The sequence below is a fragment of the Shewanella seohaensis genome (assembly GCF_023283775.1).
Lineage (GTDB): Bacteria > Pseudomonadota > Gammaproteobacteria > Enterobacterales > Shewanellaceae > Shewanella > Shewanella seohaensis.
In genome coordinates, this window is the sequence record NZ_JAKILE010000015.1 from 61506 (window position 1) to 73629 (window position 12124).

Consider the following 12124-nt stretch of genomic DNA (forward strand, 5'->3'; position numbering starts at 1 on the left):
TCGGGGTAGAATGCCTGCAGAATTAACCATTTGATTTAAGAGATTATCCCTATGAGCATTACCCGTTTAGATGTTGGTACACGTATGAGCAGCATAGTGATCCACCAAGGCACAGTGTACTTATGTGGCCAAGTGGCTAAGGATAAGTATCAAAACATCACCGAACAAACGACGACTATGCTAGAGGAAGTCGACACTCTGTTAGCGCAGGCGGGCAGCTCTCGGGAACACTTGTTGTCAGCCACTATCTATCTAAAGGATATGAATGACTACGATGCCATGAATGCCGTTTGGGATGCTTGGGTGCCACAGGGCCATGCGCCTGCCCGTGCTTGTGTGCAGGCGGCCATTGCCGAGCCAGAATATCTGGTTGAAGTTTCAGTGATTGCCGCAGTCGCTAAGGCGTAACTCGCTATCTAATCTCAGTAAGCAGTAAAGCTAAGTCGAACTTGGCTTTACTCGCCCCCTCAACCATTGCAGCCTTAAATGCTACGGCACATCTACCGTGACAAGGCTACGCCACGCGATCTTCAGTTAGAAATAGCGGGCCAAGTTCGCCGGAATACTGGGGCGGTGCGAGGGATACTGCGCCAGCAAGCCTTGAGCGATGGCCTCTATATTCAGCGTTGGTAAACCTTGCTCTATGATGGTCGCGGCCCAAGGTGCGTGGTGCTTGAGTTGAGTATAATGTTCAGTTTCAACAAACCGTGCCAACGAATAACTGCTACCGCCTAATCCATGTCCCCAACCTTCGCTAACGTCAAAGGGGGAATCGAGTCGCTCGCTATCAAACTCAACCAAGTAGGGGGACTGACCGTGATGGCCGCCAACCCAATCGCCTAATTCCAGCAACAGTATCATCCTTGTCATTTATTTATGCTCCATTACTACTGGCTCGCAATCATAACACGGCCAAAACTGGCATGGGGATCTGTGGGTGTGATGGCGATAATGTTATCTAGTCTCAGTGTTTGCTGGCCAGCTTGATGTTCGACGACCAGCCATTCAGTCTTATCGGCGTGGGTCTGGGTCGTGATTGCCCGTGCTTGGCACAGGCTGCCGTCCTGCAACTCAATGTCGAGGCGATAGCCGTGCATACAGGCCAGCTCAAGGTAGTCGTAGTGGGCACAGGGGATCATTTTGTAGTCAGACATCATCTTTCCTCTAGTGTGAATGATTTGGATGCGATTCAAGGTCTTCTTCTCAATTAAGGGAGGAAAAATAATGAAACGCATCCTATTAGTGAGCATCTTGTTCTGGCCGCTGTTGCAACCCGTGCTTGCTCAGTCGTTGACGCCTTTTCAAGCGCAGAGTGCCGTGACCCGCCCTTATATTATCGAACTTTATACGTCACAGGGCTGCAGTAGTTGTCCACCCGCCGAGGCTTGGTTATCTGAGCACTTTAATAAGACCGATCTATGGCAGAAATATTTTCCGTTAGCCTTTCATGTGACCTATTGGGATTACCTAGGATGGAAGGATATTTTTGGCCAAAGGGCTTTCAGTGAGCGCCAATATCAACATTTAAACCAAAAGCATACGCGGCAAGTGTATACACCACAGTTTGTGATTAATGCTAAGGAGTGGCGTGGTTGGTTCTCGGGTGAGTTAAATGGGATCTTTGCTATGCCTCAACCTGAGGTGGGTGTGTTTAAGGTGCGTATCGCCAACCAGCAGCTTGAGGCGAGTTTTGAGCCGCTGTCCACTTGGGCGCAGGATAAAGACTTGCATCGAGCACGTTTGCATTTGGCGTTGGTCGGCTCGGGTTTTACGACTGAGATAAAACGCGGCGAGAATCGCCATAAACAATTACCCCATGATTTTGTGGTGCTGAGTTTGCAATCTTTGCCCGCAAGTAGTGTGCATGAGGGCGCCACAGACCCAGCACTGCAGTTTACCCAATCCCTAGATGCCATTCCCACATCAGCGTTTATCGCGCCCCGTTTGGCGTGGGTGGCCTGGTTAACGCTAAATGAAGAGCCCATACAAGCCGTGGGCGGCTGGCTTGAGGCGCAGCAGGACGAAATCCAAAGTCAATAAGGGGAGGCAAATGAAGCGATTTGCCCTAACGGCAAGTTGTTAAGACATCTTTTTAACCGCTTATTTTATCGGCTAAGACTTTTAGATGAATCTCACCTATTGACTTTATTCCTGCCGCTACCTAGTCTGCTTGTTCAGTAATCAAGGTGGTATGCGATGGAAATAAAATACGATTTAAAACCTGCGTCCGAACGCCGTACTGAGCAATTCAAGCCCGAAGGAAATGTGGGCTTCGGTAGCCTCAGAACCGATCATATGTTTTTAATGGATTATCGCGATGGTGAATGGCGCGATCCACGTATTGTGCCCTACGGTCCGTTTGAAATGGCGCCGGGTGCGATGGCCCTGCATTATGGTCAGTCAATCTTCGAAGGCGCCAAGGCCTTTATGCATGAAGATGGCGAAATTTACACTTTCCGTATCAACAAAAACGCCGAGCGTATGAATCGTTCTGCGGATATTGTCTGTATTCCTAATATCGATGAGCAGATGCAAATCGATGCGATCAACGCCTTGATCGACGTAGACCGTCTCTGGTTCCCGATGCAAGAAGGTGCCTGTTTATACATTCGCCCCTTTATTTTTGCGACCGAAGACCGTCTGTCTGTGAGTCCAAGTACGCGCTACACATTCTGCGTGGTGTTAAGCCCTAGTGGTGCTTACTACGCGGCGGGGGTGAATAAAGGTATTCGTCTGCTGATCAGCAAGACTTACCATCGCGCCGTATCGGGTGGTACTGGCGCCTCTAAAGCGGCGGGTAACTATGCTGCCTCATTGCGTGCCGGTAAGGCTGCCGCGCAGTTTGGTGCATCACAGGTGCTGTATTTAGATGCGAACAACCAACAGATTGAAGAAGCGGGCGCCATGAACCACTTCCACATTCTGAAAGACGGCACAGTGATCATCCCAACCTTCACTGATACCATCTTAAAATCCATTACCTCGCAATCCATTATGGAGCTGGGTGAGTTACTCGGCTGCGAAGTGCGCCAAGAGACTGTCATGCTGGATAAGTTTATCGCCGATATCGAATCTGGTGAGATTATCGAAGCGGGTGGTTTTGGTACGGCTGCCGTGGTATCAGCTGTCGGTTCCTATATTTTTGAAGATGGCCGAGTGGTGACCGTGGGCAACGGTGAAGTGGGTGAGCATATTCAACGCATCTACAAGCTGTATACCGATATCCAGAAAGGCCATATCCAAGGCCCGGATGGCTGGGTGAAACGTGTTGAGCGTGTCGCACCTTAATCATTAAATGATTCAATGAAATAAGGCTCCTTTAGGGAGCCTTATTTTTTTATCTGGTTTTATTTTATCCGTTGTTGCAACAGCGCTAAGCAATCCTGGGCGCTGAGTGGTTTACTCAACAGGAATCCCTGTACTTGATCGCAGCCTTGCAGCGCTAAGAAGTTCAGCTGCTCTTGGGTTTCAACCCCTTCCGCCACCACATTTAACTCTAGGCTGTGGGCGAGGGCGATAATCGCGCTGGTAATGGCCGCATCGTCGGGGTCGTTGGTAATGTCGCGCACAAACTCACGGTCAATTTTTAAGGTGTCGATAGGGAAACGTTTAAGATAACTCAAGCTAGAGTAACCAGTACCAAAATCATCCACCGCGATGGTTAAGCCTAGTGCCTTGAGTTTAGATAGGATATTAACCGACTCCTGCGGATTACCCATGATCATCGACTCGGTTAATTCCAGCTCGAGCGCCTTGGCGGGTAGGCCGGATACCGCGAGAGCCACTTCGATGGTCGAGATAATATCGGCCTTCAACTGCCTGGCCGAAAGGTTCACCGCCATGCTGATATCGCCAAGACCTAGCTCATTCCACTCAGCGAGTTGCTGGCAAGCGTGGTTGATCACCCAATGGCCAATCTGGTTAATGATGCCGGTTTCCTCCGCCAACGGAATAAACTCGGCGGGCGAGATTGGGCCTAGTTCGGAATGATGCCAGCGCAGTAACGCCTCAAGCCCTGTGAGTGAGCCATTGCGTAAACAAAACTTGGGCTGATACACCAAGCTTAACTCATTGCGTGAGATGGCCTGTTTAAGCCCTGCCTCAAGTTGCACATGGCGAGTTGCCATCTCATTGAGTTTATTGGTGTAAAACTGAAAGTTATTCCGACCTAGCGCCTTGGCGTGGTACATGGCGGTGTCGGCAAACTTGATCAGCGAATCCACATCTTCCGCATCATTGGGATAGAGGCTGATACCAATCGAGGTTGAGATAGTCAGGGACTTATCATCGAGTAAAAAGGGCGCTTGAAAGGCTTTGAGCACTTTCTCTGAGATCAGCGTCGCCGCCTTGGTTTTCGCCACACCTTCCAAAATAATGGTAAATTCATCGCCGCCTAAACGGGCCACCGTATCCCCTTCGCGAACAGCACTTTGCAGCCTGTGGGCCACGGCTTTGAGCAGCAGATCGCCAATATGGTGCCCCATTGAGTCATTGATATGCTTAAAGCGGTCGAGGTCTAAAAACAGCAGGGCGACGATATTATTCGATCTATGGGCCTGAGATATGGCGTGGTTGAGCCTGTCCTGGAACAAGGTGCGATTCGGCAGCCCTGTCAAGGTGTCGAAGCTGGCGAGGAAGCGAAGATCCTCTTCGGCCTTTTTACGTTCTGTAATATCGGTAAACACCGCCACAAAGTGGCTGGTTTCCCCTTTCACATCGATAACTTGGTTGATCTCAAGCCATACTAGAATCGCCTTGCGTGCCTTGTTGCGGATCCAAATTTCACCCGCCCAATGTTTATGGCGCAGTAGTTGCTGCTCAATGCTATTGAAAAGATCTCGCTGTTGTCGGCTGTAGGCTAAGTGAATTAAATACTTATCGCTGATTTGCCGCTCCGAATATCCGGTAATGGCGCTAAAGGCGGGGTTTACTGAGCGGATACGATAGTCTAAACCTGCCACCACAACGGCTTCGTTCATGCTGTTAAGCACTTGAGAAGAGAGCACTAGCTCGTTTTCGATCAACTTACGCGAAGTGATATTACGGGTGGTGCCTGTCATACGCACGGGTCTGGCCAGCTCATTGGTTTCGACCACTTTGCCGCGCTCGAGGATCCACAGCCAGTTACCCGGTGAATGCTCGATACGATATTCCATTTCAAAAAATGGTGTGCGCCCCTGTAAATGGTCGGTCAAGACTTGTTTAAACCGCTCCCTATCCTCAGGGTGGGCATTGTCGTGCAGCAGATTATGTCGATTCCACTGGGGCACCGGAATATCTGTATGGGTACGATAGACCTGCTGTTCTTGGATATTCCAATCCCACATGCCATCGCCCGAAGCCCAGAGTGCCAATTTTAGTCGCTCTTCTGATGCGCGGATGCTGGTTTCAAACTCTTGTTGCTGTTGGCGTTTTTGCTTACGCCACCGATAGAGAATGACCAACAAGGCTAACGTCAGCAACCCATAAAGCACATAGGCAAATTGAGTGCGGTAGAAGGGGGCGTTTACACTTAAATCGACCAGCAACGCATAGTTGCCTTCGTTGTTGTACTCCAAGGAATGTCGCACATGCAGTACATAATGGCCTGGTTCGATATTGGTAAAAGTGATTTCATTCCCCGTGGGTAAATCGTGCCATTGGTTATCGAAACCCTCGAGGTAGTAGCTAAAACGGTTTTTGCCCGTGTAGCTAAAATCCAGCGAGGTGACCTCAAAGCTGACCAATTGATCGGTGTAGTTCATCACGATTTGCGGCGGGTGGCTAAGATCGAGGATGGTGTGTTTTTCACCGGCAATCTTATAGGCGGTGAGTGCGACTCGAGCTTCGCCCCGTTTGTCGGGCAATGCTTTAGGATTAAAGCGATTGATCCCGTTAATGCCGCCAAACCAGAGGTCGCCATCTTGATCTTTTAGTTTCACGCCACCGTTAAATTCGAGCGCCTGCAGGCCTTCTTGCTCGTTAAAATTGATGACTTTGCCACTAACGGGATTTAACTTGCCGATGCCCGCATTACTGCTAAACCAAATATGATGCTCGGCATCCTCCAGCAGGGCGTAAATGGTGTCGCTGGGCAGACCTTGCTCACGGGTATAATCCTTAAATATCGGAGTGTCGGCTTGTGCCGATAAGCGGCTCATTCCGCCATGGGTCGCAAACCAGATGTCGCCATTACTGGCGACTAAAATGTCTCTTATACGGTTGTTGATAATACTATTTTTGTCATGGGGGTCGTGGTAAAACGCTTCCCCTTTCCCCGTTTGCATATCCAGTTTAACTAAACCATTGAGTGAGCCAATCCACAGTGTGGTGTTATCCACTCTTAGGGTGAGCAGAATATTTTGCTCGGGGTGAAAGTTATCAATATTGGTGATAGAGACGGGTGTAAACTCATCATTCTCTGAGGCTTTTCGATACAGGGCATGGGTAGTCGCAACCCACAGCCTGTTGTGGTCATCTAGCGCTAAACTACGGATATGATTAGCTTCTGTGGAGGTATCTTGATTATCGGAAACCTTTAACAGACTAAAGTCACCGCTAGAACTTAGGCGGCCCAGCCCATAGTTACTGGCAAACCAGAGCGTGCCTTGCTGGTCTTGAACAATGGAACGCACGGTCAGGTTTAAGTTTTGCACCTTTAGGCCTAAGGCGTTGGCAAAAAAGGAAGTGTAATGCTCGTACTGAGTGTGATTGAAGGCGAGCCGCTTGAGTCCTGCGCCTTCGGTCCCTATCCATAAAGCGTTATCTTGGCTGCGGTAAATGGAGCGAATATTATTACTTTGCAGGGGAAATTCTGTCGAGTATTCAGATAAATGCTGAAAATACTGCCGACGGGTATTGATCTTATTCAGCCCCGAATAACTCGCGCCAATCCATAGGTTGCCAAACGGGTCCTCTAACAGACAAAGCATATTGTTTTCGCTGATGCTCGTGGGGCGCTTGGTATCGTACTTATGGTAGGCCGCGACAAAATGTTCACCTTCACGATCTAGCTGGATCAAACCCGCCTCAGGCCCCACGACCCAAAACTGCCCTTGGGGTGTTTGGATAAAGTCTTTGATGTAAGGTACATTATGCTCTGTTTGCCAGAGTACTTGTCCCTGCTGTGATACCAGATCATAGTGCCAGAGCTGATTGCCAAGGGCCAAGGTAATGGCACGGGTAGAATTCGCCTTGATCTGATAGGCCACCACATCCTGAGGTACATTGAGTCGGGTGATGGTATTGGCCGTCACGGCAAAGGTGCCACTGGCCTTCGTGCCCGCCAGCAAATAGGTGTTATCCACATTGGCTAAGCTGGTGATTTGGGGTTCGATGCTCGTCCCCAATGACACTTGGGTAATTCTGTTGGTACGGGTGGAGAGCGAAAATAATCCGCCCTGTGTACCAATCCACAGAGTATTGCCCACAATGTTGAGTTTAGTGACTCTAGGGTCGGTTAGGCCTTGCTCGACACCGAAGCGTTCAAAGGTGCCGGTTTTTAAATCTAAGCGATTGATCCCTTGGCTAAAAGTGCCTACCCAGATATAGCCATGTGCATCTTGAATAATGTCTGATACATAGCTTTCGGAAATGCTCTTAGGATCGTTTGGCGAGTGGATAAAGAGGTTGAAGTTGTAACCGTTGTAGCTGTGTAATCCATCCTGAGTACCAATCCAGAGCATGCCTGCGCTGTCCATAAACAGGCTGGTAATGGTATTTTGATTTAAGCCTTCTTCGCTGCGGATATGTTCAAATTTCAGCTGTGTGTTAGCCGCATTTAAGGGTAATGCCAAGCCTGTAAGCGGCGCTCCAGATAAGCCAAGAAGACAGAGCGCGGCGAAGAAAAGTTTAAGGATTGGATGGCTCAAAGTTACCCCTATCAAAACCCATTAACCCAAAACTGGGCGGTATAGTGCATTTACCTTGGGGATGCCGCGTATAGTGCAACAAAGACGCGAGCTCAGCTAAATATCAAATTAATAATCAGTATATTCACGGATTTACAGGACGCAAAATGCGGCTTGTGATTATCTTGCTATCGAGGGGGAGTTTAGCAGTTTTTACCGAATGCCAACATATTGGGATTTGCCTAATAACGAAATAAAAAAAGACCTTGCCGGAAGGGGGAGAGGCAAGGTCTTTGGTTGAACGCTTTTCTTGGCTTAAGCCGCCGGTACGCGTACAAAGCCTTCCATCAGCACGCGGGCACTGCGGCTCATAATGGCTTTGACGACAGTCCATTCGCCGTTTGTTTGCATGGCCTGTGCGCCGACGCGAAGGGTGCCTGAAGGGTGGCCAAAACGTACCGCTTCCTTCTCACCACCGCCTGCCGCGAGATTGACTAAAGTGCCGGGAATCGCCGCTGCTGTGCCAATCGCCACGGCGGCTGTGCCCATCATCGCATGGTGCAATTTGCCCATGGATAGGGCGCGTACCAGAAGATCGATCTCCTCCGCCGCGACGGCTTTTCCACTGGATGACACATAGTTTTTCGGCTTAGCAACAAAGGCCACCTTAGGGGTATGTTGGCGCGAAGCAGCTTCATCAATATGCTTGATAAGCCCCATACGCACCGCGCCATGGGCACGAATAGTTTCAAACTTGGCTAGAGCGGCATTATCGCTGTTGATATCGTCCTGCAGCTCAGCGCCCGTGTAACCTAAGTCTTCGGCATTGATGAATATGGTCGGGATGCCTGCATTAATCATGGTCGCATTAAAGCTGCCAACACCAGGCACTTCGAGCACATCCACCAAGTTACCCGTAGGGAACATGCTGCCACCATCGCCGTCTTCGTCAGCGGCGGGGTTCATAAATTCGATTTGTACTTCGGCGGCGGGGAAGGTCACACCATCTAGCTCAAAATCCCCCGTCTCTTGTACTTCACCATTTGTGATAGGGACATGGGCAATAATGGTTTTGCCAATATTGGCCTGCCAAATACGCACTGTGCAGACGCCGTTTTGCGGAATGCGCGCAGCGTCAATCAGACCATTGCTGATGGCAAAGGCACCGACGGCGGCGGTTAAGTTACCGCAGTTACCGCTCCAATCGACAAAGGGTTTGTCGATTGAGACTTGGCCAAACAGATAGTCGACATCGTGGTCGGCTTGGCTGCTTTTCGACAGAATAACGGTTTTGCTGGTGCTTGAGGTGGCGCCGCCCATGCCATCAATTTGCTTGCCATAGGGGTCAGGACTGCCAATCACGCGAAGGAGCAGGGCATCTCGAGCTGGGCCGGGTACTTGGGCTGCTTCGGGTAAGTCCTGTAAACGGAAAAACACCCCTTTGCTGGTACCGCCGCGCATATAGGTGGCGGCAACTTTAATTTGGGGCGGAAACGGATTCTTGCTCATGCTATTAACTCCAAGGGGAATAGCGAAAAGGTTAGCGTTGATATAGGCGGCAAGCTTGTCGGCATTGCCGCCTTTTAGCGCGAGTCTTACTTCAGATTCGACTCTAAAAAGTCCTGCGCAAAACGCTGTAACACGCCGCCTGCCGAGTAGATAGACACTTCTTCTGCGGTATCTAAACGGCAAGTTACTGGCACTTCGACACGCTCGCCGTTTTTACGGCTAATCACGACCGTGAGATCCGCTCTTGGCGCGATTTCACCATAAACGTCAAACAGTTCGGTACCATCTATGCCATAGGTAGCGCGATTCTCGCCTGCCTTAAACTCCAGCGGTAACACGCCCATGCCGACTAAGTTAGTGCGGTGAATACGCTCGAAGCCTTCGGCGACAATGGCCTCAACGCCCGCTAAGCGCACGCCTTTTGCCGCCCAGTCACGGGATGAACCCTGACCGTAGTCGGCGCCGGCGATAATGATCAGCGGCTGTTTGCGATCCATATAGGTTTCAATGGCTTCCCACATGCGGGTCACTTGGCCTTCTGGCTCGATACGCGCCAGTGAGCCTTGCTTCACCTTGCCATCGACAACCGCCATCTCGTTTTTGAGTTTAGGGTTGGCGAAGGTCGCGCGCTGGGCCGTTAAGTGGTCGCCCCTGTGGGTCGCGTAGGAGTTAAAGTCTTCCTCTGGTAGGCCCATCTTGTGCAGGTATTCGCCCGCCGCGCTGTCCATCATAATCGCGTTCGATGGTGATAAATGGTCGGTGGTGATGTTGTCGCCTAATACGGCTAGAGGACGCATGCCCTTGAGTGTACGCTCGCCCGCTAAAGCGCCTTCCCAGTAAGGTGGACGGCGGATATAGGTCGATTGTGGACGCCAGTCGTACAGTGGGCTGACTTTATCGCCATAGTCGACGCTCAGGTCGAACATCGGCTCGTAGACCTTACGGAATTGCTCTGGCTTCACGCTTGCTGCAATCACGGCATCGATTTCGGCATCCGTTGGCCAAATATCTATAAGGCGAACTGGATTACCGTCTTTATCTTGGCCGAGTACATCCTTCTCGATATCGAAGCGGATGGTACCTGCGATTGCATAGGCGACGACTAATGGCGGTGATGCAAGGAAAGCCTGCTTAGCGTAAGGGTGAATACGGCCGTCGAAGTTACGGTTACCGGATAATACGGCGGTGGCGTAAAGATCGCGGTCGATCACTTCCTGCTGAATTACTGGGTCGAGTGCGCCGCTCATACCGTTACAGGTGGTGCAGGCAAAACCGACAATACCAAAGCCTAATGACTCCAGCTCTGGCAGCAAGTTGGCTTCTTCTAAATACAGTTGTACCGCCTTAGAGCCGGGGGCGAGTGAGGTTTTCACCCAAGGTTTACGGCTTAAGCCTTTGGCATTGGCGTTACGTGCCAGTAGGCCCGCCGCAATCACGTTGCGTGGGTTACTGGTGTTGGTACAGCTTGTAATCGCCGCAATAATCACGGCGCCATCTGGCATTAGGCCAGGCTCGTTTTCAACCACGCCACTGATGCCGCGCGCGGCCAGTTCTGAAGTCGGAACGCGAGCATGGGGATTCGATGGGCCAGCAATGGTACGCACTACCGATGACAGGTCAAAATGCAGGGTACGTGGGTACTCGGCCTGCTTGAGATCATCGCTCCACAAACCTGTGGTCTTGGCATAGGTTTCAACCAGCTTAACTTGCTCGTCGCTACGACCCGTGAGGGTTAAGTAGTCCAGCGTTTGTTGGTCGATATAGAACATGGCGGCGGTGGCGCCAAATTCTGGCGTCATGTTAGAGATAGTCGCGCGATCGCCAAGTGTTAAAGCCTCTGCACCTTCGCCGAAGAACTCGAGGTAAGAAGAAACCACTTTTTCCTTACGCAGGAATTCGGTCAAGGCTAATACGATATCGGTGGCGGTAATGCCCGGCTGAAGCTTGCCTGTGAGCTCAACGCCGATAATGTCGGGCAGACGCATATAAGAGGCGCGACCTAACATCACGCTTTCGGCCTCAAGCCCGCCCACGCCGATGGCAATAACGCCCAGCGCATCTACGTGTGGCGTATGGCTGTCGGTACCCACTAGGGTATCTGGGAAGGCCACGCCATCACGGGCATGGACCACTGGTGACATACGCTCCAGGTTAATCTGGTGCATGATGCCGTTACCTTGTGGGATCACATCGATGTTTTTAAACGCTTTTTGAGTCCAGTTGATAAAGTGGAATCTGTCTTCGTTTCGTCTATCTTCGATGGCGCGGTTTTTCGCAAAGGCATCCTTATCGAAACCACCATATTCCACCGCTAGGGAATGGTCGACAATCAGCTGGGTCGGAACCACTGGGTTAACCTGCGCCGGATCGCCACCCTTAGCGGCAATCGCATCACGCAGCCCCGCTAAGTCTACCAGCGCGGTTTGCCCTAAAATATCGTGGCACACGACGCGCGCAGGGAACCATGGAAAATCCAGTTCCTGTTTAGATTCAATAATTTGTTTTAGCGAGTCTGTGAGTGCTTCTGGCTCGCAGCGACGCACTAAGTTTTCCGCTAACACGCGCGAGGTGTAAGGCAATTTCGCATAGGCGCCGGGGGCAATGGCTTCAATGGCTTCGCGGGTATCGAAATAGTCGAGTGCTGTGCCGGGTAAGGGCTTGCGATAGAGGCGATTCATAGCTGTGGTCATAGTGGTAATGTCCGTACCTATTTGTACTTCGGTGGCCGCTATCGCAGCCACATAGGGTAAATTCGGCTCTTTTATTAAGGCATTAGACCTAAAGAG

8 protein-coding genes are annotated in these 12124 nt (G+C 50.8%); 3 read left to right on the top strand and 5 right to left on the bottom strand.

The genetic code is table 11. The annotated features are described in order from the left end of the window. Nucleotides 1–51 precede the first annotated feature (51 nt). On the top strand, nt 52–408 hold the full coding sequence (locus tag L2713_RS16545; RefSeq protein ID WP_037413739.1) for a RidA family protein: 357 nt from the start codon (nt 52–54) through the stop codon (nt 406–408). 126 nt (nt 409–534) lie between these two features. On the opposite strand, the gene L2713_RS16550 is transcribed toward L2713_RS16545, so the two are convergent. Both L2713_RS16550 and L2713_RS16555 read right to left on the bottom strand, forming a co-directional pair. Continuing rightward, nucleotides 535–870: a hypothetical protein gene (locus L2713_RS16550; RefSeq protein WP_248968620.1), complete on the bottom strand. Its 336-nt coding sequence runs from the start codon at nt 868–870 to the stop codon at nt 535–537. 17 nt (nt 871–887) lie between these two features. Next, the gene (locus L2713_RS16555) at nt 888–1154 is read right to left on the bottom strand and encodes a Rho-binding antiterminator (protein WP_248968621.1); all 267 of its coding nucleotides are present in this window, start codon (nt 1152–1154) and stop codon (nt 888–890) included. A gap of 70 nt (nt 1155–1224) precedes the next feature. Here L2713_RS16555 and L2713_RS16560 point away from each other — a divergent pair, with 70 nt between their 5' ends. Beyond that, nucleotides 1225–2040, top strand: a complete 816-nt coding sequence (locus tag L2713_RS16560; protein WP_248968622.1) for a DUF1223 domain-containing protein — start codon at nt 1225–1227, stop codon at nt 2038–2040. Nucleotides 2041–2196: 156 nt separating this feature from the next. Further along, entirely contained in the window at nt 2197–3288 is a 1092-nt protein-coding gene (locus L2713_RS16565) for a branched-chain amino acid aminotransferase (protein WP_011624359.1), read from the top strand. Between the two features lie 59 nt (nt 3289–3347). Here the strand turns inward: L2713_RS16565 and L2713_RS16570 are convergent, their stop codons facing one another. The 3 genes from L2713_RS16570 to acnD all read right to left on the bottom strand — a co-directional run bounded on the left by L2713_RS16570 (nt 3348) and on the right by acnD (nt 12028). Further along, nucleotides 3348–7865, bottom strand: coding sequence for an EAL domain-containing protein (locus L2713_RS16570; RefSeq protein ID WP_248968623.1), 4518 nt, complete (start codon nt 7863–7865; stop codon nt 3348–3350). A 279-nt stretch (nt 7866–8144) separates the two neighbouring features. Further along, nucleotides 8145–9338: a 2-methylaconitate cis-trans isomerase PrpF gene (gene prpF, locus L2713_RS16575; protein WP_248968624.1), complete on the bottom strand. Its 1194-nt coding sequence runs from the start codon at nt 9336–9338 to the stop codon at nt 8145–8147. Between the two features lie 86 nt (nt 9339–9424). Beyond that, nucleotides 9425–12028 carry a Fe/S-dependent 2-methylisocitrate dehydratase AcnD gene (gene acnD / locus L2713_RS16580; protein WP_248968625.1) on the bottom strand — a complete coding sequence of 868 codons (2604 nt, stop codon included), beginning with the start codon at nt 12026–12028 and terminating at the stop codon, nt 9425–9427. Nucleotides 12029–12124: the final 96 nt, after the last annotated feature.

Bases quoted from the DNA above. Each gene is read 5' to 3' on its own strand.
- L2713_RS16545 (WP_037413739.1), top strand. From the start codon at position 52: ATGAGCATTACCCGTTTAGATGTTGGTACACGTATGAGCAGCATAGTG.
- L2713_RS16550 (WP_248968620.1), bottom strand. From the start codon at position 870: ATGACAAGGATGATACTGTTGCTGGAATTAGGCGATTGGGTTGGCGGC.
- L2713_RS16555 (WP_248968621.1), bottom strand. From the start codon at position 1,154: ATGTCTGACTACAAAATGATCCCCTGTGCCCACTACGACTACCTTGAG.
- L2713_RS16560 (WP_248968622.1), top strand. From the start codon at position 1,225: ATGAAACGCATCCTATTAGTGAGCATCTTGTTCTGGCCGCTGTTGCAA.
- L2713_RS16565 (WP_011624359.1), top strand. From the start codon at position 2,197: ATGGAAATAAAATACGATTTAAAACCTGCGTCCGAACGCCGTACTGAG.
- prpF (WP_248968624.1), bottom strand. From the start codon at position 9,338: ATGAGCAAGAATCCGTTTCCGCCCCAAATTAAAGTTGCCGCCACCTAT.
- acnD (WP_248968625.1), bottom strand. From the start codon at position 12,028: ATGACCACAGCTATGAATCGCCTCTATCGCAAGCCCTTACCCGGCACA.